We start from the raw sequence: 21965 nt of genomic DNA on the forward strand, positions 1-21965 counted from the left end.
CGACAGGGACGCAGAATCCCTGAGGAGGAAACATGTCGCAGTCGTCTGCTGCTCCCCTCTCGCCCACCGTCGAGCTCCCGGCCGTGCCGCTGCTCCAGATCGGCACCTGGGTCGTCTTCTACGGCCTGCTCGCGATGCTCGCGATCTTCTTCGTGAGCGCCGACCAGGGCGCGCTGTCGCTCCCGGCGGGCAACGCCGTCCACGAGTGGGTGCACGACGCGCGCCACCTGCTCGGCTACCCCTGCCACTGAGCCGGGCCGACGTGACGAAGCACGACCCGGGGCGCGAGCCTGCCCTCACACCGGGTGCCTTCCTGGTCCGCGGTCTCATCGCCGGCCTGGTCGCCGGCCTCGTCGGCTTCGCCGTCGCCTTCGCGTTCGGTGAGCCGCAGGTGGACGAGGCGATCGGGCTCGAGGATGCCGCCGCCGCGCACCAGACCCACGCCGAGCACCAGGCCGAGGCGACCGAGGCGGCGAAGCCGGGCATGATCGAGATCTCCCGCGACGACCAGAGGAGCTGGGGGCTGCTGACCGGCACCGCCGCCGTCGGCACGGCGCTGGGTGGCCTGGTCGCCCTCGCCACCGCCTCCGTGGTCGGCCGGCTCGGCCGGCTCTCGGCGCGCGGCGCCACGCTGCTCGTGACGGGCGTCGGCTTCGTGGCCGTTGCGCTGGTGCCGTTCCTGAAGTACCCCGCGACCCCGCCCGCCGTAGGCGATCCCGACACGATCGGGCACCGCACGAGCGAGTACTTCGCCCTGCTGCTCGTCTCGGTGCTCGCCGCGATCGCGGCGGTGGTGGTCGCGCGTCGGCTGCTGGGCCGGCTCGACGGGGTGACGGCCGCGCTGGTGGTCGCCGGCGGCTACGTCGCCGTCGTCACGGTCGCCGGCCTGCTGCTGCCGACGGTCGACGAGCTCGGCGCCTTCCCGGCCGACACCCTCTGGTACTTCCGCCGCGCCTCGATCCTCACCCTCGCCTCGATCTGGGCCACGATCGCGGTGCTGCTGACGGTCCTGGTCGGCAGGCTGTACGACGACGCCACCGCCGAGGCCGAGCGGCGCGCCCTGGCCGCGAGCCTCTGACGACGGTGCGCGCGGCGCGCGGCCGGGCGGCGGGCCTGCTGCTCGGCTACCTCGCGGACCGGGTGCTCGCCGACCCGCGACGCGGCCACCCGGTCGCGGGCTTCGGTCGGCTGGCCGGCGGGCTCGAGGCACGGTGGTGGCGCGACTCGCGGTCCGCGGGGGTGCGCCACACCGCTGTGCTCGTCGGCGGCGCGATCGTGGTCGGGGTCGTCGCCGAGCGACGACTCCCCCGCACCCTGGCGACAGCGGTCGCGACCTGGGCGGTCCTCGGCGCCACGTCCCTCGACCGCGAGGGCCGGACCATCCAGGGCCAGCTCGACGCCGGCCTGCTCGCCGAGGCGCGGGTGCAGCTGACCCACCTGGTGGGCCGCGACACGTCGCGCTTGTCGGAGTCCGAGGTGGTCCGAGCGACGGTCGAGTCGCTCGCCGAGAACGCCTCCGACGCGGTCGTCGCGCCGCTCCTCTGGGGCGCCGTTGCGGGGGTACCGGGGCTGCTCGGCTACCGGGCGGCCAACACCCTCGACGCGATGGTGGGGCACCACTCCCCGCGCTTCGAGCGGTTCGGGTGGGCGGCCGCGCGCCTCGACGACGCCCTCAACCTGCCGGGTGCGCGGCTCACGGCCGTCCTCGCCGTCGTGCTCGGCGACGATCGCCGCGGCGCCGTACGGGCCTGGCGGCGCGACGCGGCCGGCCACCCCAGCCCCAACGCCGGCCCGGTCGAGGCGGCGTTCGCGGGTGCGCTCGGCATCCGCCTCGGCGGGACCAACACCTACGGCGACGGCGCCGACCGCTGGGTCGAGCACCGCGCGGTCCTGGGCGACGGTCGCGCCCCGGTGCGGGCGGACCTGGTCCGGGCCCGTCGTCTCGCGCGCAGGGTCGGGGTCGTCGCCGTCGCCGTCGCCGCGGGGCTCGGCTACTCGATCCCCGCGGCGCGGTCCAGCTCCTGCAACAGGTCGTGAGCCGCCAGCTCCACCGCCTTGTGCCGCCACTCCGCCGCCCGGTAGACGCAGGCGATCAGTCCGCTGCGGTGGACCCGGCGGAGGTCGCCGTACACGAACGCGTAGCGGGCCTTGGTCCCGTCGTTGGCGCCGACGGTCAGCCCGAGGTGCCACGCGGCGTACTCCTCCCACGAGTGCCGCTCGAGGTAGGCGTTGCCGGCCTCCGCGTCGGGCTGGACGTCGCCCCAGTCGCTGTCGAGGACGTACTGCCGTCCGGCGATCAGCTCCCTCGCCCTCGTCACCGCCGCCTCGTTGACCTCGTAGCGCGCCATCTCGCCACCGTAGCCCCGACGACCGCCTAGTGGTCCTCGCGCCAGTTGGCCGTGATCGCCGCGACCGGCGGGATGAGGGCGGCGACGACGCTCATGCCGACGGCGATCGGCGTGGAGAAGAACCGCACCACGAACCAGGCCAGCACGATGAGCACCACGCAGGTGCCCATCATCCAGAAGTACGCCGTCCTCCGGTCCATCCTCCGACCGTAGCGCGACCTGTGGCCGGGTCAGCGGCGCGCGAGCGGGTACCGGACCTGCGACCAGTCCCGCCGCCGAGGAGGCCCCATGAGCACGTCCTTCACCCATCCCGACCGCGACGAGCAGGACGCGAGGAGTCTCGTCACCGACGGTCCGGTGCAGGACTCCCAGCAGGTCGAGGAGGAGCGGGGCGTGCCGGACCGCGACGAGGTCGTCGGTGCGGACGAGCCCGACGAGGCCGAGCAGGACTGAGCGGCCTGCTCAGGCCGGTCCGTCCACCGCGGTCACGGTCGCGACGACCTTGCCGCCCTGGCGGACCTCCTGGCGCACCGGCATGCCCGGCAGGTCCTTGGCGAACCAGAACACGTAGATCGCCTCGCCGACGACGACGGTGTAGCGCAGGCACTCGTGCTCACCGAGCGCGGTCGTGACGATGTCGTCGTCGATCGTGGTGTCGTCGGCCGGGAACGAGGCGTGCCGCTGCAGGTCGAGCCAGCCGACCCGTGCCGACTCGGTCTCCCCGATCATCGTCCCGTCCAGTGCGTGCATCGCGCGCTCCATCGTGGCGCCCTCGGGGTCGCAGTCGAGGTAGCGGCTGACGCGCAGGTAGGGCTCCTCCTCGTCCTCGTCCACGTGCCGCCACATCTCCTTGCCCGCGACGGTGGCGTCGCGGATCTCGTCGGCGGTGAAGGGTGTGGGCGCATGGCCCGGCTCGAGGACGTGCGGGTCGGCGCTCGGCTCGCTCATGCTCCGAGCATCCCAGATCGATCGGAGGGAAATCCGGGGCACGGTGTCGAAGTCGCGCGTCCTGCTTCGTGGTGAGAGTGAGGCACCACCCACCACGAGCAAGGAGGCCGACCATGGGGAACATCGTCCCGACCAGCGAGCAGCACCTCACCCACGACCTGCCCTGCTCCGGGTGCGGTCACGCGGTGCACACCTACCTGCCGTGCAGCGAGACCTGCTCGTGCGCGGTGACCGCGCTGCCCGGCGGTCTCCCCCTCGCCGCCTGAGCGGCACCGGGGTCCTCCGGTCGCCACGGAGGAGAGGTTTCCGCGAAAGTTCACCTCGCTCGGCAACCAAACCCACCAGACTCGCGTCATGAACGGTGTGCACCCTCGACGGTTCGTCCGGCCCCTGCTCGCAGTCACCGCCACCGCCGCCACGGCGCTGACCCTCGCCGGCGCCCCACCGACCGCGCAGGCCGCGCAGGCCGCGCCGGTCACGGTCGCGGCACGGACCGACCACAGCGATGCGGGCTGGCGGGTCCAGAGCCTCGGCAACGGCAGCTTCGCCGTGTCCTGGACCTCGCCCCGGGCCCTTCCGCTCACCTCCGACCGGCCCACGATCGTGGGCGACGGTCTCGCCTTCGGCGCGCCGACGCTCGGCGAGGACGGACGCACGGTCACGGCGGTGGTGAGCGCCGACCGCGCACCGTCGCCGAGCGACCTCGACGTGGTGCTCTCCGGTGACCGGCTCGACGAGGCGGGCGACGACGCGACCGTCGGCGCGCCCGACGACTCCCTGGGCCACCGGGTCACCTCCGAGCTCTCGGAGGACCCCGGCAAGCCCGGCGACTTCGCCACCGTCACGAGCGACTACACGTGGGACCCGGTGAAGGTCGCCGGCATGAAGGAGCCGATCGAGATGGTCGGCCACGTCGTCGAGCCGGCCAGCGACGCCGCCACCGGCCCGCGGCCGTTGGTGCTCTTCCTCCACGGACGTCACAGCGTCTGCTACAACCCCGACGACCCGAACGACTTCGGGGACGACTCCTGGCCGTGCCAGGCGCCGTTCGCCGAGATCCCGAGCCACCTCGGCTACGACTACATCCAGCAGGTGCTCGCCTCGCAGGGCTACGCCACCGTCTCGATCCGGGTCAACGGCATCAACGCACAGGACTGGCGGCTGCCCGACGGCGGCGCCGACGCGCGCGCCACGATCGTGCAGGCCCACCTCGACCGCTGGGCCGCCATCGCCGCGGACCACCAGGTCGACATGGACCAGGTCGTCCTCGTCGGGCACAGCCGCGGCGGCGAGGGCGTCGACCGGGCCTCGATCCAGATCCCGGCCGACGCGCCGTACCGGATCGCCGGCCAGGTCCTGCTCGCGCCGACCGACTTCGCCTGGCACACGGCGCCCTACGTGCCGACCGTGACCGTCCTGCCCTACTGCGACGGCGACGTCTACGACCTCCAGGGCCAGCGCTTCACCGACGTCGGCCGCGACATCGCCGCCGACGACACATCGCTGAAGAGCTCGGTGCTGGTGATGGGCGCCAACCACAACTTCTTCAACTCCGAGTGGACCCCGAGCACCGCCGCCGCGCCGTCGTGGGACGACTGGGGCGGCGACAAGGACGCGACCTGTGGGCGCAAGCACCCCGACCGGCTCTCGCCCAAGGAGCAGCGATCGGTCGGGACGGCGTACGTCGCCGGCGCGGTGCACCTCTTCACCGGCGGTGCCGCGGGCAACGACTACCTCCCGATGTACGACGGCTCGCCCGTCACCGTCGGATCGATCGGCGACGCGCAGGTGCTCAGCGCCGCGGTGAACGGCGGCCGCGACGAGCGGAAGCCGGGTGTCGACGCGCGGCCGACGCTGACGACGGGCGACGCCGAGTCCCGGCTGTGCAACGGCATCGCCTCGTGGTCGAGCAGCTCGTTCGCGATCTGCGGCCGCCGCAACGAGGACGTCACGCCGCACTGGCCCATGGAGGGCGAGAAGGTGCCGACCCGCAAGTTCCTCGAGCTCTCGTGGCACGCCGCGGGCGCGACCGGCGGGCTCGCCCTCGACGAACCGCTGGACCTGTCGACCGACCGGTTGGAGCTGCGCACCATCGCCGACCCGTCGCTCGCCTCGCCGCAGGTCCGGGTGCGGATCACCGACTCCTCCGGCAGCTCCGCGCTGCTCGACCCGGCGCCGGGCACCCAGCCGCGCGCGCTGCCGGAGGTACCAGGCGCGACGAAGCTGTGGGCGACCACGGTGGCCGTCGACGCGACGGGCGCGACCGGCGTCGACCTGACCGACATCACCGCCGTCGACCTGGTCGCGGACTCGGCGGAGGGGCACGTGTGGGTCGCCGACGTCGCCGCCGCCCCTGCCACCCTGCCGGCGCAGCAGTCGCAGCGGCTGCCGCAGGTGCGGGTCCGGACCATCCGCGTCTCCGAGGGCAGCGGTGGGACGAAGATCGCCCGGATCCCCTTCAAGATCGTCGGCAAGGTGACCCGACCGGCCCAGTTCTCGGTGTTCACCGCTGGTCAGCAGCGCCGTCAGACCCAGCGCCTGGTGGTCGACGTGGCCCCGGGTCAGAAGTCCGGCTGGATCCCGGTCGAGTACGACGCCGACCGCCTCTGGGGCTACGACCAGCAGACCCAGGTGTCGCTCTGGCCCATGCAGGGCGTCGCCACCGACGACTACCTCGGCCAGCTCTTCGTCACCGATGACGACCCCCGCCCGACGGTCGCCGTGGAGGTGCCCCGCAGCGTGCGCGAGGGCGGCACCGTCCGGATCGACGTGACGATGAGCGGCAAGAGCTCGGTCGACACCGACCTCTACGCGCGCACCGTCCGCACGCGCGGCGAGAACCTGCGCGGCGCCGACGTGCCCGCGAAGTGGCTCGACCGGCACGGCGATCCGTCGCACCCGGGCTGGCCGCTCTGGCGTCTCTACGCCGGGGTCAGCGACCAGATCCGCGCGGGCCGCACCACGGCCACGATCGAGTTCCCGACACTCGACGACAAGGCGGTCGAGGGCACCGAGTACCTCGCCCTGAGGATCGACCTCGGCGACGGGGTGCGCCACCGCTACCGGATCAAGGTCGTCGACAACGACTGACGCCGGAGTCGGTGGGGTGGGAGTGACCGACGGGTCACTCCCACCCCACCAGCTCGTGCACCCAGGCGACGGCTTCCCCGGGACTGGCGACCGTCACGACGCCGGGCGACGCCGGGCGGCGGCGGACGACCACCACAGGGACGTCCAGCTCGGCGGCGGCCTGCAGCTTGGGCCAGGTGTGGTCGCCGCCGGAGTCCTTGGTGACGAGCACGTCGGCGCGGTGCTCGCGCATCAGGGCCAGCTCACCGTCGAGGAGGTAGGGGCCGCGCGACAGCAGCACGGTCCAGGACGGAGGGAGGTCGAGCTCGGGCGGGTCGACCACGCGGGCGAGCGCGGCACGGTCACCGAGGACGGGCACGAAGCGCGCGAGCTCCTGGCGCCCGACGGTCAGGAACGGGCGCTCCCCCAGGCCGGCCGCCGCAGCGGCCGCCTCCTCGTGGGAGCCGACCCAGGTCCACGACGGCAACGACCGATCACCCCAGCCGGGTCGTTCGAGGCGGAGCAGGGGCGTGCCCTCGGCCGCACAGGCCGCCGCCGCGTTGGCGCTGATGCCGTGGGCGAACGGGTGCGTGGCATCGACCACGGCGTCGTACGCACGGAGCGCGGAGCGCAGGCCCGCCACGCCCCCGAACCCGCCGACCCGCACCTCGCCGACGGGCAGCCGGGGCCGCGCCACCCGCCCGGCCAAGGACGTCGTGACGTCGAGACCGCCGCCGACCAGCAGGGCGGCGAGCTCGCGCGCCTCCGACGTGCCGCCGAGCACGAGCAGCCTCATCCCGCCAGCTCCAGCAGCGCGTCGACGTCGAGGTGCTCCTCGACGAGGTCGCCGAGCAGGTCGAGCCGTCGCTCGCGGGCCGCCGGGAAGGAGACGGCCGACGCCACGCCGAGCGCCTCACGGAGGTACGACGACCGGATCCCGTCGTCCTCGAGGGAGCCGTGCACCATCGTGCCGGTCACGGCGCCGGCGCGGGTCTCCCCGGTCACCCGGCCGTGGTGGATCTCGTAGCCGGCCGGCTCGTGCACGCGCAGCGTCTTCTCGGGCGCGAAGGTGGTGACCGCGTCGAGGAGGCCGAGCCCGGCGACCTCGCTGCCGGCGGGGCCCTCGACGCCGTGGGGGTCCGCGATGGTGCGGCCCAGCACCTGGCACCCGCCACAGATGCCGAGCACCGGACGACCGGCGGCGGCGTGCGCCAGCACCGCGCGGTCCAGCCCTCGGGAGCGCAGCCACTCCAGGTCGGCGATCGTCGCGCGGGTGCCCGGGAGCACGACGAGGTCGGCCTCGGCGAGGCGCGCGGGGTCGGAGACGAAGACGACGTCGAGACCGGGCTCGAGCCCGAGCGCGTCGACGTCGGTGAAATTGCTGATCCTCGGGAAGCGCACCACCGCCACCTTGCGGGCGCCGTCGGTCGAGCGCCGGCCGTCGAGGTCGAGGGCGTCCTCGGAGTCGAGCCAGAGGTCGGGGTGCCACGGCAGCACGCCGAAGGTCGATCGGCCCGTCCGCGCCTCGAGGTCCGCGAGGCCCGGCCGCAGCAGGTCGACGTCGCCGCGGAACTTGTTGACGACGTACCCCTTGACCAGCGCGCGGTCGGCCTCGTCGAGCAGCATCAGCGTGCCGTAGGCAGCAGCGAACCAACCGCCGCGGTCGATGTCGCCGACGACGATCGTCGACACGTCCCCGTGCCGGGCCAGTCCCATGTTGACGTAGTCGGTCGCGCGGAGGTTGATCTCGGCCGGGCTGCCCGCGCCCTCGGCGATCACCAGCTCGTAGCGCGAGCGCAGGTCGTCGAAGGCTGCGAACGCGGCCGAGGCCAGCCGGGCGCGGCCGTCGTGCCAGTCGCGCGCCGACACCTCCCCGTCGGGCCGGCCCATCAGCACCACGTGGCTGCGCCGGTCGCTGCCGGGCTTGAGCAGCACCGGGTTCATCGCGACCTCCGGCGTCGCGCCGGCGGCGAGCGCCTGCACCCACTGGGCGCGCCCGATCTCGCCGTAATCGCTGGTCGAGGAGGTCGCGCAGCGACCGTCACGAGACCTCACGACCATCGAGTTGTTCGACATGTTCTGTGCCTTGAAGGGCGCGACCTTGATCCCCCGGCGGGCGGCAGCCCGGCACAGCCCGGTCACGAGGACGCTCTTCCCGGCGTCCGAGGTCATGCCGGCGACCAGCAGTGCCTCCCCCGTGGGTCGAGGCGGTCGCGCAGCGACCGTCACGAGACCCGGCGCAGCAGGTAGATGTCCATGACCCAACCCGCGGCCGCGCGCAGTCGGTCGCGCGCGGCGTCGATCTCGCCGAGCACGTCCCCGACGCGGCCGGCGACGAGCTCCTCGTGGGCGGTCCCGAGGTTGCCGCCCCACCAGATCCGCCAGTCGTCGAGCCCGGGGAGGTCGACGACGCGGTTGAGCATCACGACCAGGTTGTCCTGGCCCGACTCGACCGCCTCCATCACGGCGCGGGCGGTGGTGACGTGCAGCGGCCGCGCGACGTCGTGGAGGACCACGCGGTGGCGGGCCGCGAGCAGCTGCACCGACGAGATGCCCGGCACCACGTCGACCTCGAGGTCCAGCCGCTCCGCGAGCGAGTCGACGACCCGGATGGTGGAGTCGTAGAAGCCGGGGTCGCCCCAGACCAGGAAGCCCGCGTCGCCCTCGTGCTGGGCCAGCGCGTCGACGTACTTCTCCACGCGCGCGTCGTGCCAGGCCCGTACGGCGGCCCGGTAGTCCTCGTCGCTGCCGGTGAACTCCGCCCTGCGCTCGCGCGGCGCGTCCTCGATCCTCACGACCACGGCGGGGCGGTCGAGGTGCCGGTCGAGGAGCCGCTCGCGGGCGTGGACGAGCGGGTCGGGCATGCCCTGCTTGACGGTGCCGGACTTGTCGGTGACGAGGAAGAAGTCGACCGAGCGCATGGCGGCGACGGCCTCGAGCGTGACCATCTCGGGGTCGCCCGGTCCGACCCCGATGATCCGGATCCTCCGCGTCACTTGTCCTCCAGCTCGCCCTCGACCTCGAGATAGACCGCCTGCAACGCGGCCATCACCTCCGCGTCCGGCTCGGCCCACATCCCGCGCGAGGCGGCCTCGTGGAGGCGCTCCACCATCCCACGCAGCGCCCACGGGTTCGAGCGGCGGAGGAACTCCTGGTTGGTCTCGTCGAGCACGTACTCCCGTGCCAGCGCCGCGTACATCCAGTCGTGCACCACGCCCGCGGTGGCGTCGAAGCCGAAGAGGTAGTCGATGGTCGCGGCCTGCTCGAAGGCCCCCTTGTAGCCGTGCCGCTGCATCGCGCCGATCCAGCGCGGGTTGACCACCCGCGCGCGGAACACCCGGTTGGTCTCCTCCTGCAGCGTCCGGGTGCGTACGGCGTCCGGGCTCGTCGAGTCGCCGACGTACGCCTTGGGGTCGGACCCCGTCAGCGCGCGGATGGTGGCGACCATGCCACCGTGGTACTGGAAGTAGTCGTCGCTGTCGGCGATGTCGTGCTCGCGGGTGTCGATGTTCTTGGCCGCGACCTTGATCCGCCGGTAGTTGGTGCGCATGTCGTCGGCGGCCGGCATCCCGTCGAGGTCGCGCCCGTAGGCGAACCCTCCCCATGTCGTGTAGACCTCGGCCAGGTCGGCGTCGTCGCGCCAGGTGCCGGACTCCACGACCTGGAGGATGCCGGCGCCGTAGGACCCCGGCTTCGAGCCGAAGATCCTGGTCGTCGCGCGCCGCTCGTCGCCGTGGGTGGCGAGGTCGGCGCGGGTGTGGGCGCGCACGAAGTTGCGGTCGAGCGGCTCGTCGAGGTCGGCCACCATCCGCACGGCGTCGTCGAGCATCGCCACGACGTGCGGGAAGGCATCGCGGAAGAAGCCGGAGATCCGCACCGTGACGTCGATCCTCGGCCGCCCCAGCTCCTCGAGCGGCACGACGGTCAGCTCGCGCACGCGCTTGGACGCCTCGTCCCACTCCGGCCGCACGCCGAGGAGGGCCAGCACCTCCGCGATGTCGTCGCCGGAGGTGCGCATGGCCGACGTGCCCCACACCGACAGGCCGACCGACTCCGGGTAGGAGCCCTCCTCGTCCAGGTAGCGCTGCACCAGCGACGCCGCCATCGCCTGCCCGGTCTCCCAGGCCAGCCGCGACGGGACCGCCCGCGGGTCGACCGTGTAGAAGTTGCGACCCGTGGGCAGCACGTTGACCAGCCCGCGCAACGGCGAGCCCGACGGGCCGGACGGCACGAACCCGCCGGCCAGTGCGTGCAGCGTGTGGTCGAGCTCGTCGGTCGTCCGGGCGAGCCGCGGCACCACCTCGGTCGCCGCGAAGGTGAGCACCTGCCGCACCTGCGGGTCGTCGTGGAGGTCCTCGACCCGGGCGGGGTCCCAGCCGGACTTCTCCATCGCCTCGACCAGCTCGCGGGCCTCCGCCTCGACGCGGTCCACCTCGGTGGTGGGGGCGTCGGGGGCGAGCCCGAGCGCGGCCCGGAGCCCCGGCACGGCGTGCGACTGGCCGCCCCAGACCTGGGCGGCGCGCAGGATCGCGAGCACCAGGTTGACCCGGGCCTCGGCCTCGGGCGCCTGGCCGAGCACGTGCAGGCCGTCGCGGATCTGGACGTCCTTGATCTCGCACAGCCAGCCGTCGACGTGCAGCAGGAAGTCGTCGAAGTCGTCGTCCTCGGGCTTCTCGTCGAGGCCGAGGTCGCGGTGCAGCTCGGCGGCGTGCATGAGCTGCCAGATCTCGCCCCGGATGGCCGCGAGCTTGCCCGGGTCCATCGCGGAGATCTTGTCGTAGTCCTCCAGCAGCCCCTCGAGGCGCGCGATGTCGCCGTACGACTCCGCGCGCGCCATCGGCGGCACCAGGTGGTCCACGATCGTCGCGTGCGCCCGCCGCTTGGCCTGCGCGCCCTCGCCGGGGTCGTTGACGAGGAAGGGGTAGATCAGCGGCAGGTTGCCGATCGCCGCGTCGGTGCCGCAGGAGGCCGACAGGGCGGCGTTCTTGCCCGGCAGCCACTCCATCGAGCCGTGCTTGCCCAGGTGCACGACGGCGTGCGCGCCGAAGGAGTGCTCCACCCAGCGGTACGCCGCCAGGTAGTGGTGGCTCGGCGCGAGATCGGGATCGTGGTAGATCGCCACCGGGTTCTCACCGAACCCCCGCGGCGGCTGGATCATCAGCACCACGTTGCCCGCCCGCAGCGTCGCGAGCACGATCTCACCCGCGTCGTTGACGAAGAGCGAGCCGGGCGAGGCGCCCCACGCCTCGACCATCGCGTCGCGCAGGTCGTCGGGCACGTCGGCGGTCCAGGCGTCGTACTCGGCCTTGGTCACGCGGACGTGGGCGTCGGTGAGCTGGACCGTGGTCAGCCACTCCTCGTCCTGTCCGCCGGCCTCGATGAGTGCGTGGATGAGCCGGTCGCCCGCGACCGTGTCGTCGGCGAGGTCGAGCACGCCGAACCCGTCGCCGACGTCGTAGCCCGCGTCGCGCAGGCGGCGCAGCAGCCGGACCGCGGAGACCGGGGTGTCGAGGCCGACCGCGTTGCCGATGCGCGCGTGCTTCGTCGGGTAGGCGCTGAGCATCAGCGCGACGCGCTTGTCGGCGTTCGGGACGCGACGCAGCCGGGCGTAGCCGACCGCAAGACCGGCGACGCGGGCGCAGCGCTCGGGATCGGCGACGTACGACGGCAGGCCGGCCGGGTCGATCTCCTTGAACGAGAACGGCGCGGTGCTGATCCGCCCGTCGAACTCCGGGATCGCGACCTGGTTGGCGTAGTCGAGCGGCGTCACGCCGTCGTCGGAGGCCAGCCACTCCTCGCGGCTGCTGGTCAGGCACAGCCCCTGCAGGACGGGGATGTCGAGCGCCGCGATCCGCGCCACGTCCCAGGTCTCGTCGTCGCCGCCGGCGCTCACCGCCGCCGGCGTGCTGCCGCCCGCTGCGAGCACGGTCACCACGAGGGCGTCGAGGTCGCCGAGCGCCTCGAACAGCTCGTCGGGCGCCGACCGCAGCGAACCCGCGAAGATCGGTACGCCGACCGCCTCCCCGGTCGCGTCGATCGCGTCGCACAGCGCGTGCACGAAGTCGGTGTTGCCGCTCGCGTGGTGGGCTCGGTAGAAGAGCACCCCCACCCGGGGTAGTCCCCCCCGAAGGGCACCTGAATTCGCCGAATTCAGGTGCCCTTCGTGGGGGACTACCCCGATTTCGGCCGGTGAGCGCTCCAGCAGCCCCCACGCCGGGACCACCTCCGGCGGCTCGAAACCCTCGCCGGTGAGCAGCACCGTGTCGGAGAGGAAGGCGTGCAGCTGGGCGAGGTTCGCCGGGCCGCCCTCGGCCAGGTAGCGGTGCGCCTCCGCGGCGAGTCCCACCGGCACGGTGGAGGCCTCCATCAGCTCGGCGCTGGGCGTGAGCTCGCCCCCGAGGACGACCAGAGGACGGCCGGCGGCGCGGAGCGCCGTCAGCTCGGCGGCGTACTGCTGCGGCGAACCGAGCAGCCGTACGACGACGAGGCGGGCCCCCTCGGCCGCTTCGACGAGCGCCGGCAGGTCCGCACGCGAGGGGTTGGCCCACGCGTAGTCGGCGCCGCTCGCGCGGGCCGACAGCAGGTCGGTGTCGGACGTGGACAAGAGCGCGATGCGCACCATGACGCGGCCTCCTCGGGGTTCTCGCCCCTCATCGGATCGGTCGTCGCGCGGCCAGTGTCTGGCTGCCCGGCCGCCGGCCGGGATCACAGTGGCGGAACCGCCCCGGAGTCGCACCGGGTTCCTGCACCACGAGACGTGTTGAGGATGACCCTACGGTGGTGCCCGTGGAGCACGACGCGCAGCCCGGCACCCGACCGCTCGTGCTCGTCGACGGGCTGACCCGCGAGCAGCTGCTCGCCGCCGTCGGCGACGCCCGCGAGTCCGGCGAGCCCCTCGACCTGGAGGGCCACGGCACGTCGGGCATCGCCGTGCTCAGCCTCGCGATGCACCAGCGACGCCTCGGCCTCGCCATCGCCCACGTCGCCTGCCTCGACGCCCGGGACGGGGTCGACCCGGTGAGCGGCCGGCCTGTCGTCGTACTCCCACGGCCGGAGGCCGTCACGACGGAGATCACCCTCGTGCCCGGCCACGACGAGGCGTCACTCGCCTGGACCGCGCACACCTCCGCCGCGCTGCGGGCAGCCGGCTGGCCCGTCAGTTGACCTGGCGGTCACGGCCTTCCCAGTAGGGCGCGCGCAGCTTGAACTTCTGCAGCTTTCCGGTCGCGGTGCGGGCCAGCTCGTCGCGGAACTCCACGGACGTCGGCGCCTTGTAGCCCGCGAGCCGCTCCTTGCACCAAGCGATCAGGTCGGCCTCCATGCCGTCGCCCGCGTCCGTCCCGGGCGTCAGCACGACCAGCGCCTTGATCGTCTCGCCCCACTTCTCGCTCGGCACACCGATCACGGCGACCTCGGCGACCGCCGGGTGGGAGAACAGAGCGTCCTCGACCTCGATCGAGGAGACGTTCTCGCCGCCGGTGATGATGACGTCCTTCTTGCGGTCGGCGATGGTCAGGTAGCCGTCGTCGCCGAGGTAGCCACCGTCGCCGGTGTGGAACCAGCCGTCGCGCAGCGCGGCGTCGGTCTCCTCCGGCTTCTCCCAGTAGCCCTCGAGCACCACGTTGGACCGGGCGAGGACCTCGCCCGAGCCCTCCTCGGACTCGTCGATCTTCAGCGTCACGCCCAGGGCGGGCGAGCCGGCGCGGGTCAGCTTCTGCGCGCGCTCCTCGGGCTCGAGGTCGTCCCACTCGGCGCGCCGGCGGTTGACGGTCAGCACCGGCGAGGTCTCCGTGAGGCCGTAGATCTGGATGAACTCCCAGCCGAGCTCCTCCTCCACCCGCGCGACCGTCTTGGTGGGCGGCGGCGCTCCGGCCATCACGATCCGCACCTTGTCGCGGCCGGGGACCTCGCCCTCCCAGTCCGGCAGGGCGTCGAGTACGGCGGCCGCGACCGCCGGGGCCGCGCACATCATCGTGACGCCGTGGTCGCGGACCCGGCGCAGGATCTCGGCCCCGTCGACCTTGCGCAGGATGATGTGCTGGGCGCCGACGCCGGTCATCGCGAAGGGCATCCCCCAGCCGTTGGCGTGGAACTGCGGCAGCGTGTGCAGGTAGACGTCGCGGTCGCTGATCGTCGTGTGGAGGCCGAAGGTGACCGCGTTGGTCCAGATGTTGCGGTGCGTGATCTGCACGCCCTTGGGCCGCGCGGTCGTGCCGGAGGTGTAGTTGATCGTGGCCGTGGCCGCCTCGTCGGCCTCCCACGGACGCGGCTCCGCACCCGCCTCGGCGTAGAGGTCGGAGTCGGTGCCGAGCACGAACTTGTGCTCCGCGTCGACGTCCTTGAGCGACTCCTCGAGCTCGGGGTCCACGTAGAGCACCCGCGACCCGGACTGCTCGACGATGTACTGCACCTCGTCGGGGCGCAGGCGGAAGTTCACCGGCACCAGGATCCGGCCCCAACCGGACACGCCGAAGAACGACGTCAGCAGCCGGCTGCTGTTGTGGCTGACGATCGCGACCCGCTCCCCCGCGGCGATGCCCAGGTCGTCCAGCCGGGCGGCCTGGCGCCGGGCGAGGTCGCCGATCTCGCGGTAGGTCAGCTCGCCCTGGCCGGGCGCGGGCTGCATCGGCTCGTCGACGACACCGACCCGGTCGCCGTACACCGCGACGGCCCGGTCGAGGAAGTCACGGACGCTGAAAGGTACGAACATCGGTCCTCCGGGGGCGAAAGAGATGTGACGACAGCCACTGTATTGCGCCCTTCGAAGTGCGCGGGCGGGCCCTCGTGGTCGCAGCCCTCGATCGCGGAGCGGCCGCCGGCGCCCGTCGATGCGGGTGAGGCGCGAGAGGGCTCCGCGCCGGTGCGCTTGCGGCTAGGGTGCGCGCATGTACCTGGAGATCGTGACGGACAAGAAGGACTACGCGCGTGTCGCCCTGATGTCCTGGGCCGCCACCTTCATGACCTGCGGCTACCTGCTCCCGTGGGCGATCGCGACCACCCGCGGCAAGTCCAACGCCGAGGTCGTCGGCGCGATCAACTTCTTCGCCGGCTGGACCGTGATCGGGTGGTTCGTGGCCCTCACCATGGCCGTCGGCCGCCACCGCGTCGCCGGCCTGAGGGTGTGGTCCTCCCCCGACCCGCGGGACCTCCTCGCCCCCTGACCCCGGCCAAACGCTCGTCGAGGAGGTCGCACACTCCGCTGGTCGAGGAGGTCGCGCAGCGACCGTCACGAGACCCGGTGACGTGCCCGCCGCCGGTCGAGGAGGTCGCGCACTCCGCTGGTCGAGGAGGTCGCGCAGCGACCGTCACGAGACCCGGTGACGTGCCCACCCACCGTCCCCACCGCCGGTCGAGGAGGTCGCGCACTCCCGCTGGTCGAGGAGGTCGCGCAGCGACCGTCACGAGACCCGGTGACGTGCCCACCCACCGTCCCCACCGCCGTGGGGACCGCAGCGCCTATCGAGACGCCCGGCCGTCAGCCTCGGTGGACAGTCACCACGCCGTCGAGCTCGTCGTAGGCATCGTTGAGCGAGCCGTAGGCGAAGAACCGCGCGACCGAGGGCGCCGCGGCGTGGGGGTGGCCGGCGGGCCGCGGGTAGCAGCGCTGCGGGAGCGAGGCGATGACCTTGTCCGCCACCCGCTTCCACTCCGCGCGCAAGCCCTGGCACGGCGCCTTCGGGCACTCCTCGGTGTCACAGGTGAAGAGCCGGGCCTTGACGTCGCCGCCGTTGTAGCGGACGACCACGATGGCGCTGCGCGCCGGCGGGGTGCCGTGGGTGCCACCCCAGTAGTGGAAGCTGAACTCACCGTGCTTGCGCAGGTCGCGGACCTCGACCTCGAAGCGCACCCGGCGGTCGCCGTTGGTCACCTTGAAGTGGGTGATGTCGAATCGCGCGGCCGCGTCGCCGCTCGGGTCGGAGGCGTGGCCGGTGTCGGCCGACGCCGCCGTCGGTGCCGCGATCACCATCAGTGCGGCCACCAGGGCCAGGGCGACTCGTCTCATGCGATGTCCTCGTCGTTCGGGGGCTGTTGGAACAACAGACGCGGTTCGTGGCGTAGAGGTTGCAATGCTCGTGGGGGTGCGTCAACCCGTGCGCATCCCGCTTGCCTCCGGGTGCGATCCTCGGGGCCATGGACGCACTTCTCCTGGACGGCCACCGATTCGCCGTAGGCCGGGCGGTGGAGGACGACCTGCCAGCGCTGGTCGCCCTCCTGTCCGACGACCCGCTCGGCACCGCTCGCGAGTCGCGCGACCTGCAGCCCTACCTCCAGGCCTTCCGCGAGCTGGACGAGGATCCGAACCAGCTGCTGATCGCGGTCCGGGACGAAGACGACGACGTGGTCGGCACCCTGCAGCTCTCCCTGATCCCCGGGCTCGCCCGCGCCGGCGCGAAGCGGCTCCAGATCGAGGCGGTCCGACTCGCAGCCGGCACCAGAGGGGCCGGGCTCGGCCAGGCGCTCCTCGAGTGGGCTCACGACTACGGCCGGACCCACGGCGCCACCCTCGCCCAGCTGACGTCGGACAAGAGCCGGACGGATGCACATCGCTTCTACGAGAAGGCGGGCTACGAGGCCAGCCACGAAGGCTTCAAGCGCCGGTTGTGATCGCCGGGGACCACCGGTGGGCGCAACAATGATTGAACCTGTCCGACCGTCCATCTACGCAACAAGCTTTCACCTGCCGATTCGGTCCTTCATATGCTGTTTAACGGGACTGTGGCGCGTCGCGCAGATGAACACAACAAGACTCTCGCCGAGAGATCGACGAGGCGATTGCGGACTGGGTGACCGAGTTGCCGATCGATGTTTGCTCAGGGGTCACACCGCTGCCCGCAGCGCGCCGGTCTGTTCAAGTGGTGCCCGAGGTGCAAGGACATAGTGGCGATCACGACGAACTCGAAGTTCGTCGGCATGGCTCGAGGCGGGACCATGACTCAGTACCGGTGCGCACGATGCACGAAGGTTCTCGAGGGCCCGCGCTTCTAACACTTCAGGAGAGGATCTTCCCCGCAGGCGGTGCGCCATCCTTGCCGTGACGATCTCTTGGCGGGTAGCTCGCTGGACTTGACCGCCAGATAGGGGGAGTCCTTCGAGAGTCCGCCACCGTCGGCTGCGTCGGCGAGGTTGTAAGCGATTGCATCCGGGAGCACGGTCCGAGACATGGCAGCCATGCTGTCGCGGACAGCGTGCGTCTGACTACCGGCTACGGTCCCAAGTGCGCGCATTGGGCACGGGTCGCAACATCCCCTCCACGTCTAACTGGTCGACGGAGGAGGAGGCGTGGTCCGGCCAGCGCGAGAGCCGGTCGGCGTGACGAGCGGGGCCATTAGTTGAGGGTGGACTCCGCCTGCGAGATGAACACGTTGATGTCAGCCCTCAGGACGCGCCGAGCGGCAAGCATGTCTTTGCGGTTAACCACGGAGCCCTTGCGAAGCGAATGCTTCGTGGTGTGCTGAACGGCCCTGCAGCTGCCGCCCAACGTCTCTGCGAGGTCGGCGATCTCGGAAGGGCCGAGCAATCGGACGTCGGTCGCTGCCTGCGAGCACACCTCGAAGTACGCCTCGAAGTCCTGCGGCGTGATGACCTCTGCGGCACCACGATCGAGCGCCCTCCTGGCACCGATCGCACGCCTGAATTCCGCCGTCGCGGCATCGTGAAGTTTTGAGTAGGCGACCCGGCGCTGGGTGAGGAGGTAGCTCTCATCGTCGCGGTTGGACTGTACGAAGATCCCGACCAGCACAACGACCTGGGTGACAACCAGTGCGGCCCCAGCCCAGATGATGCTGCGCCAACTCGAGGCCCGCGTATCTCTTGCTTCGATCCTGCGCTGTTCGAGCTCTCGCTCGCGCAGGGCCAGCTCTCGCTCGGCGAAGTCGACCTCTACTGAGTCCACGGCGCTGCGTCCGTGTTCGCGATGGCGACGTCGGGGATCCGGGGGTGCATGAACGCAGAGTAGGGATCGAGCGGGACCGTGGAGGGTGGATCGTCAGATCCGCGCAGGGCGTTGGCGCGCGCCCTTGACGCACCGCCCCGACCACTCGCGAGCGCACCCCTACTGCGCCCCAGGTTCTCCGTATCTGACCGAGCCGTTGATGAAGCCCTCAGTCAGCGTTGCAACTACTTCTGCGGTGTTGCTATCCATCGGCGGGATAAGTGCAAAATCCACGTGGTCGTTCCCGTGGCCGATCGATACGAGCTTCGACGGGCGAGTGAGCACGACCGCATCCTGAGCTCTTGCTGCCGCGCCCTGACGACTGAATTTGAAGGTGATGGTTGGATTCTTACCAAAGAGTTTGGCAGTGAACCCTGACACGAGCACTTTGCCGGTCGTTATTACAATCAAACCAGTGTCAAACTCTCGGCCAGACGACCGCACTTTGCCGGCGATCACCCACTCGACGTCCTCGTCAGGATCAAGCAGGGGCGCTATCTGCGGTCCGACATGCCGTAGCGCGAAAGCCGAGCCGCGCGTCACGATTTCGTCGTCGCTGTAGTCGAGCGAGCGATTCAGGCCATCGGCGAGGCGCTGCAAGGCTTGTTCCAACAACACGTCGTTATCCCTCGCTGAGATCGGCGCGACGGCGGCGCCACTGTCGCCATGAAGAACGTAGCCGCGTCAGTCCGAAGCGCGCAGCGGTTCGAGCAGTTTCAAACGTGCGCTCACGGAGAGACCCGGGCAGCCAGTCAGCACGACACCAACTCGCTCCGAGGACCGGGGTCGTGCTTGTCATTGTGAAATGCGCACGGTTCTGGCTAAGTCCAGGTCCTCAAGAGATCGGCGAACCGGAGCAACTAACGAGCGAGCACGCGCGTCCCTCGGTGTGTGCTCGACCGCAGCTCGTTGGTATGGACGCCTGCATGGCGACGCAGCGCGAGACGCTCGTGCGTTCTAATCGATCATCATCGTGAACCGACGATAGACTCGTCGGGTATGGCAACGTTCACGCTGACCGCTTCCTCCCCGCAGTCTGAAGGTCATGAACCGGTGGTCGTGGTCGAGGCTGACGATCTCCAGTCCGTTCCTACGTCCGCTCGGCCTGTTAACCCAGAAAACCACCTCCATGTCGATCTGGCGATGATGGTCGAGGCAGCCTCTCTCGAAGACCCGGAGCACAGCACCGTCCTGCACTTCGCTTCGTCGCTCGGTGGCTATAGGGAGCAGGACTGATGCGGCACCAGTTCGCGCGATACCGCTGAGCCGACGTGATTTCGCTTCAATGGCGCGGTCGGTGGCGTCTCTGTCAGGCGCGTCGAACTGAAGGCTCAGCCGAGAGTCACCTCGGAACTTCAGAGCGCGGACCCGCGCCCGCTATAGAGCAGGGGCGCGACTGGTCCTAAGCGCTGGCCTGGCGATAAAGAAGTACAGCACCGCGCCCAGCCAGCCCAAGATCACAACGACTACGACCCAGGTGACCTTCGACTGACCAGCGGCGGTCCATTCCGCATCGGATCGACGGAGAACGTCGATCAAGGACCAGAGCCAAAAGCCCGCAGCGGCAAGGATCACGAGCACGACGGCGAGAAGGATCAGGAAGCCAATCGCGCTCGCAGACGAGTCGGCAGTGTCGCGAGACGCAGAGATGAGTTGGAGTGTCACGGTCGGAGGTTAGTCCGGCGGCCACTCACGGGTTCTAGCTTTCGAATACGTCCGTCAAAGTGCTACGACCTAGCGCACCGTCGCCGATCGTCGTCCGCCTCGATGTCGCTGCCAGCCTGGTGGCAGCGACGGGCTCGAGTGAGTCCGACGCGACGAAGTTGCTGAGGCGACAGCACTTGAGGTACGCGGCGCGCGCAGCAACGGCGGGCGAAGTATCTGCGCGCGTTTTGCCAAGTCGAAGACGCGCGAGAGACATCGTCGCAAACTCGTGGCTATGCGATCCCTGGCTCTTTCTGTTGTCCTCGCGCTGGTTGGAGCGGTCTTGGTGGCTGGCCCGGCCGCTGCTCGAGGCGATGTGGAGATGACGCAGTACCGCGCCGGGGCTTACTACACGCATCACGCCTGTCCGATCAGCAGGGCGCAGGACAGGTTCTATCGGGAAATCTGGCGCGGCCGTGATCGGATCGGGAAGCGCGAGGTGGCGCGGCGCCTGCCTGAGCTGCGACGGCTTTCTGGTGTCTACGCCGACGCGGCTTACAACTGGTCCCGAGCCCTCTACAACCCGCCTGCTGACTGGCCGTCCAATGTCGCGCGGTTGGTGCACCGGCTCGCCAACGTGAACCTTCGATTGTCCGACCTCCTGTACGCCCAGGAAGACGCCGGCTCGGCGAGGCGGTGGCTCAACCTCAACGGACGGATCAACGATCTCCCGTGGGGTCACCTTGCGGCAAACATTCGGGTCCGCTTGGACCTGCCGCGGCACACCCGCTGCTGAGAAGCGCACGCGAGCTCTCACGGCGCTAGCAAGCCGCTAGGGCGTCTCTGCAGAGTTGCTGCGCACTCGCGTCGGGCAGAGCTACGGTGCGGCCATGGCAAGCAAGTCAAGCGAGGACGTCCGTCGGGTGCGCCGGTGAACAGGCTTACGTGCGAACTGTGTAGCAGCAACGCGTTCTCGAAGGACGACGACGGTCTGTTCGTCTGCGATTACTGTCGGACGAAGTACACGGCGGAGCAGGCTCGAAAGATGCTGGTCGAGGGAACGGTCAGCATCGACCGAAGCAGCGACGTCGCGAACTACATCGCCCTCGCCGAGCGGGCACTTGCGAGCGGAAACTGTCGCGAGGCTGTCGACTACGCAAAGCGAGCACTTGAGATCGAGCACAAAAATGTCGACGCATGGTTATGTCGTGCTCGGGCGGTGCGCGGCCTCTCGAGCATTATCGATCCGCTAGCAGGCGAAATGATCCACTGTTTCAGTTCGGCCATTGACTTGACCAGCGAAGATCAGCGGCCGGCCCTTCGCGAACGGTGTGGCGCTGAACTCAATGCGGCAGGCGAGCAGTGTATGGCCCAGACTCCGAACCGGATCTTCGATCGGCGTGCGTCCTACCTGCAGCTCATCAACCTATTCCAATGGTCCTATCACTGGTCTCCGCAGCGCCGACCGCTTAACAATATTGAGCATCTAGCGATGCACATGGTGACGTTCGTAAGTGGAGCCGCAAAGAAGGAGACGAAACAGCTATTGTCCGAGACTCGGGCGGAGATTGAGAAGGTGACGCGCTGATCCGTTGCGCCCTGGGTTTGGTTGCTTCGGCGCAGGACCCCACGACCCCGACCCTAGGAGCGGGCGGAGGTCGTGCAGTTCATGGTTGCAAGCCTGTCCGGGTCGGCCCTCTGCGGTGTCGACCAGCGTCACGAGGTAGTCGATCAGGTCGCGCGCCTCGCCGAGCGTGAGGCGCAGCTCCGCATCGGTCTCCTCGGAGTGGATGTATACGAGCGCGTCATCGCGGTCGGGCAGCCGGCGCAGGTACACGTTCAGGTAAGCCATGCGCCAAGTGCCATCGGCGTACTGCGACGGCCGGTGTTCCGACTGCGGGACGATGCGGAACGTCGGCCAGCGGGAGCGGTCCTCGGGATGCTGCTTGGCGTGCGCCTCGGGGCTCTCAGTGCACCACGGCGTACAGCCGCGAATCGGAATCTCGACGGGGAAACTTGTCGCC

At 70.7% G+C, this 21965-nt stretch carries 24 protein-coding genes, 1 pseudogene and 1 riboswitch; of the genes and pseudogenes, 12 read left to right on the plus strand and 13 right to left on the minus strand.

All coding sequences use genetic code 11. From position 1 onward, the window contains the following. Nucleotides 1–32 precede the first annotated feature (32 nt). From ACAX67_RS16940 to ACAX67_RS16950, 3 genes are read left to right on the plus strand one after another with little or no spacing between them, the layout of a single operon-like run. Entirely contained in the window at nt 33–251 is a 219-nt protein-coding gene (locus ACAX67_RS16940; protein WP_370705045.1) for a CbtB domain-containing protein, read from the plus strand. Nucleotides 252–262: 11 nt separating this feature from the next. Next, entirely contained in the window at nt 263–1078 is an 816-nt protein-coding gene (locus ACAX67_RS16945; protein WP_370705046.1) for a CbtA family protein, read from the plus strand. A gap of 5 nt (nt 1079–1083) precedes the next feature. Next, a complete protein-coding gene (locus ACAX67_RS16950; RefSeq protein ID WP_370705047.1) occupies nt 1084–2037 on the plus strand; it encodes a cobalamin biosynthesis protein in 954 nt (317 codons plus the stop codon). On the opposite strand, the gene ACAX67_RS16955 is transcribed toward ACAX67_RS16950, so the two are convergent. Both ACAX67_RS16955 and ACAX67_RS16960 read right to left on the minus strand, forming a co-directional pair. Then, a complete protein-coding gene (locus tag ACAX67_RS16955) occupies nt 1992–2348 on the minus strand; it encodes a hypothetical protein (protein WP_370705048.1) in 357 nt (118 codons plus the stop codon). The genes ACAX67_RS16950 and ACAX67_RS16955 overlap by 46 nt on opposite strands. 26 nt (nt 2349–2374) lie before the next feature. Further along, a pseudogene (locus tag ACAX67_RS16960) lies at nt 2375–2557 on the minus strand (DUF3099 domain-containing protein); the annotation flags it as partial. Nucleotides 2558–2636: 79 nt separating this feature from the next. On the opposite strand from ACAX67_RS16960, the gene ACAX67_RS16965 reads away from it, so the two are divergent. Then, on the plus strand, nt 2637–2801 hold the full coding sequence (locus ACAX67_RS16965; RefSeq protein WP_370705049.1) for a hypothetical protein: 165 nt from the start codon (nt 2637–2639) through the stop codon (nt 2799–2801). 9 nt (nt 2802–2810) lie between these two features. Here the strand turns inward: ACAX67_RS16965 and ACAX67_RS16970 are convergent, their stop codons facing one another. Next, nucleotides 2811–3296 carry a hypothetical protein gene (locus ACAX67_RS16970; protein WP_370705050.1) on the minus strand — a complete coding sequence of 162 codons (486 nt, stop codon included), beginning with the start codon at nt 3294–3296 and terminating at the stop codon, nt 2811–2813. 113 nt (nt 3297–3409) lie between these two features. Between ACAX67_RS16970 and ACAX67_RS16975 the strand changes: the two genes are divergently transcribed. Both ACAX67_RS16975 and ACAX67_RS16980 read left to right on the plus strand, forming a co-directional pair. Next, entirely contained in the window at nt 3410–3562 is a 153-nt protein-coding gene (locus tag ACAX67_RS16975; RefSeq protein ID WP_370705051.1) for a hypothetical protein, read from the plus strand. Between the two features lie 88 nt (nt 3563–3650). Further along, a complete protein-coding gene (locus tag ACAX67_RS16980) occupies nt 3651–6386 on the plus strand; it encodes an alpha/beta hydrolase (RefSeq protein ID WP_370705052.1) in 2736 nt (911 codons plus the stop codon). Nucleotides 6387–6420: 34 nt separating this feature from the next. Here ACAX67_RS16980 and ACAX67_RS16985 read toward each other — a convergent pair whose 3' ends face one another. From ACAX67_RS16985 to cobN, 4 genes are read right to left on the minus strand one after another with little or no spacing between them, the layout of a single operon-like run. After that, nucleotides 6421–7161 (minus strand): cobalt-precorrin-6A reductase, encoded by a 741-nt coding sequence (locus ACAX67_RS16985; protein ID WP_370705053.1) that lies wholly within the window; start codon nt 7159–7161, stop codon nt 6421–6423. After that, nucleotides 7158–8537, minus strand: a complete 1380-nt coding sequence (locus ACAX67_RS16990; protein ID WP_370705054.1) for a cobyric acid synthase — start codon at nt 8535–8537, stop codon at nt 7158–7160. Before ACAX67_RS16990 ends, ACAX67_RS16985 begins: the two co-directional genes overlap by 4 nt. A gap of 53 nt (nt 8538–8590) precedes the next feature. After that, nucleotides 8591–9361 carry a precorrin-6A synthase (deacetylating) gene (gene cobF / locus ACAX67_RS16995; protein ID WP_370705055.1) on the minus strand — a complete coding sequence of 257 codons (771 nt, stop codon included), beginning with the start codon at nt 9359–9361 and terminating at the stop codon, nt 8591–8593. Continuing rightward, a complete protein-coding gene (cobN, locus tag ACAX67_RS17000) occupies nt 9358–12987 on the minus strand; it encodes a cobaltochelatase subunit CobN (protein ID WP_370705056.1) in 3630 nt (1209 codons plus the stop codon). Before cobN ends, cobF begins: the two co-directional genes overlap by 4 nt. A gap of 32 nt (nt 12988–13019) precedes the next feature. Beyond that, nucleotides 13020–13133: riboswitch (cobalamin riboswitch) on the minus strand. A gap of 18 nt (nt 13134–13151) precedes the next feature. Between cobN and ACAX67_RS17005 the strand changes: the two genes are divergently transcribed. Then, nucleotides 13152–13529: a hypothetical protein gene (locus ACAX67_RS17005; RefSeq protein ID WP_370705057.1), complete on the plus strand. Its 378-nt coding sequence runs from the start codon at nt 13152–13154 to the stop codon at nt 13527–13529. Here the strand turns inward: ACAX67_RS17005 and ACAX67_RS17010 are convergent. Next, a complete protein-coding gene (locus ACAX67_RS17010) occupies nt 13522–15075 on the minus strand; it encodes an AMP-binding protein (RefSeq protein WP_370705058.1) in 1554 nt (517 codons plus the stop codon). The two genes, ACAX67_RS17005 and ACAX67_RS17010, sit on opposite strands and share 8 nt — an antisense overlap. A 175-nt stretch (nt 15076–15250) precedes the next feature. On the opposite strand from ACAX67_RS17010, the gene ACAX67_RS17015 reads away from it, so the two are divergent. After that, the gene (locus tag ACAX67_RS17015; protein WP_370705059.1) at nt 15251–15526 is read left to right on the plus strand and encodes a superinfection immunity protein; all 276 of its coding nucleotides are present in this window, start codon (nt 15251–15253) and stop codon (nt 15524–15526) included. A 314-nt stretch (nt 15527–15840) separates the two neighbouring features. Here ACAX67_RS17015 and ACAX67_RS17020 read toward each other — a convergent pair whose 3' ends face one another. Continuing rightward, nucleotides 15841–16368 (minus strand): hypothetical protein, encoded by a 528-nt coding sequence (locus ACAX67_RS17020; protein ID WP_370705060.1) that lies wholly within the window; start codon nt 16366–16368, stop codon nt 15841–15843. 128 nt (nt 16369–16496) lie between these two features. Here ACAX67_RS17020 and ACAX67_RS17025 point away from each other — a divergent pair, with 128 nt between their 5' ends. Continuing rightward, the gene (locus tag ACAX67_RS17025) at nt 16497–16970 is read left to right on the plus strand and encodes a GNAT family N-acetyltransferase (protein ID WP_370705061.1); all 474 of its coding nucleotides are present in this window, start codon (nt 16497–16499) and stop codon (nt 16968–16970) included. A gap of 721 nt (nt 16971–17691) precedes the next feature. Here ACAX67_RS17025 and ACAX67_RS17030 read toward each other — a convergent pair. Then, nucleotides 17692–18258, minus strand: coding sequence for a hypothetical protein (locus ACAX67_RS17030; protein WP_370705062.1), 567 nt, complete (start codon nt 18256–18258; stop codon nt 17692–17694). Between the two features lie 159 nt (nt 18259–18417). After that, nucleotides 18418–18915, minus strand: a complete 498-nt coding sequence (locus ACAX67_RS17035) for a hypothetical protein (RefSeq protein WP_370705063.1) — start codon at nt 18913–18915, stop codon at nt 18418–18420. A 381-nt stretch (nt 18916–19296) separates the two neighbouring features. Between ACAX67_RS17035 and ACAX67_RS17040 the strand changes: the two genes are divergently transcribed. Beyond that, complete coding sequence (locus tag ACAX67_RS17040) at nt 19297–19533, plus strand: hypothetical protein (RefSeq protein ID WP_370705064.1); 237 nt, start codon at nt 19297–19299, stop codon at nt 19531–19533. A gap of 141 nt (nt 19534–19674) precedes the next feature. Here the strand turns inward: ACAX67_RS17040 and ACAX67_RS17045 are convergent, their stop codons facing one another. Beyond that, a complete protein-coding gene (locus ACAX67_RS17045) occupies nt 19675–19962 on the minus strand; it encodes a PLDc N-terminal domain-containing protein (RefSeq protein ID WP_370705065.1) in 288 nt (95 codons plus the stop codon). 274 nt (nt 19963–20236) lie between these two features. Between ACAX67_RS17045 and ACAX67_RS17050 the strand changes: the two genes are divergently transcribed. Continuing rightward, nucleotides 20237–20737: a hypothetical protein gene (locus tag ACAX67_RS17050; RefSeq protein ID WP_370705066.1), complete on the plus strand. Its 501-nt coding sequence runs from the start codon at nt 20237–20239 to the stop codon at nt 20735–20737. A 249-nt stretch (nt 20738–20986) separates the two neighbouring features. Further along, the gene (locus ACAX67_RS17055; RefSeq protein ID WP_370705067.1) at nt 20987–21529 is read left to right on the plus strand and encodes a hypothetical protein; all 543 of its coding nucleotides are present in this window, start codon (nt 20987–20989) and stop codon (nt 21527–21529) included. Here the strand turns inward: ACAX67_RS17055 and ACAX67_RS17060 are convergent. After that, a complete protein-coding gene (locus ACAX67_RS17060) occupies nt 21485–21943 on the minus strand; it encodes a DUF6907 domain-containing protein (protein WP_370705096.1) in 459 nt (152 codons plus the stop codon). The genes ACAX67_RS17055 and ACAX67_RS17060 overlap by 45 nt on opposite strands. Between the last annotated feature and the right edge of the window lie 22 nt (nt 21944–21965).

The sequence above is a fragment of the Nocardioides candidus genome (assembly GCF_041321175.1).
Lineage (GTDB): Bacteria > Actinomycetota > Actinomycetes > Propionibacteriales > Nocardioidaceae > Nocardioides.

Bases quoted from the DNA above. Each gene is read 5' to 3' on its own strand.
- ACAX67_RS16940 (WP_370705045.1), top strand. From the start codon at position 33: ATGTCGCAGTCGTCTGCTGCTCCCCTCTCGCCCACCGTCGAGCTCCCG.
- ACAX67_RS16955 (WP_370705048.1), bottom strand. From the start codon at position 2,348: ATGGCGCGCTACGAGGTCAACGAGGCGGCGGTGACGAGGGCGAGGGAG.
- ACAX67_RS16965 (WP_370705049.1), top strand. From the start codon at position 2,637: ATGAGCACGTCCTTCACCCATCCCGACCGCGACGAGCAGGACGCGAGG.
- ACAX67_RS16970 (WP_370705050.1), bottom strand. From the start codon at position 3,296: ATGAGCGAGCCGAGCGCCGACCCGCACGTCCTCGAGCCGGGCCATGCG.
- ACAX67_RS16975 (WP_370705051.1), top strand. From the start codon at position 3,410: ATGGGGAACATCGTCCCGACCAGCGAGCAGCACCTCACCCACGACCTG.
- ACAX67_RS16980 (WP_370705052.1), top strand. From the start codon at position 3,651: ATGAACGGTGTGCACCCTCGACGGTTCGTCCGGCCCCTGCTCGCAGTC.
- ACAX67_RS16985 (WP_370705053.1), bottom strand. From the start codon at position 7,161: ATGAGGCTGCTCGTGCTCGGCGGCACGTCGGAGGCGCGCGAGCTCGCC.
- ACAX67_RS16990 (WP_370705054.1), bottom strand. From the start codon at position 8,537: ATGACCTCGGACGCCGGGAAGAGCGTCCTCGTGACCGGGCTGTGCCGG.
- cobN (WP_370705056.1), bottom strand. From the start codon at position 12,987: ATGGTGCGCATCGCGCTCTTGTCCACGTCCGACACCGACCTGCTGTCG.
- ACAX67_RS17010 (WP_370705058.1), bottom strand. From the start codon at position 15,075: ATGTTCGTACCTTTCAGCGTCCGTGACTTCCTCGACCGGGCCGTCGCG.
- ACAX67_RS17015 (WP_370705059.1), top strand. From the start codon at position 15,251: ATGTACCTGGAGATCGTGACGGACAAGAAGGACTACGCGCGTGTCGCC.
- ACAX67_RS17020 (WP_370705060.1), bottom strand. From the start codon at position 16,368: ATGAGACGAGTCGCCCTGGCCCTGGTGGCCGCACTGATGGTGATCGCG.
- ACAX67_RS17025 (WP_370705061.1), top strand. From the start codon at position 16,497: ATGGACGCACTTCTCCTGGACGGCCACCGATTCGCCGTAGGCCGGGCG.
- ACAX67_RS17040 (WP_370705064.1), top strand. From the start codon at position 19,297: ATGGCAACGTTCACGCTGACCGCTTCCTCCCCGCAGTCTGAAGGTCAT.
- ACAX67_RS17050 (WP_370705066.1), top strand. From the start codon at position 20,237: ATGCGATCCCTGGCTCTTTCTGTTGTCCTCGCGCTGGTTGGAGCGGTC.
- ACAX67_RS17055 (WP_370705067.1), top strand. From the start codon at position 20,987: ATGCTGGTCGAGGGAACGGTCAGCATCGACCGAAGCAGCGACGTCGCG.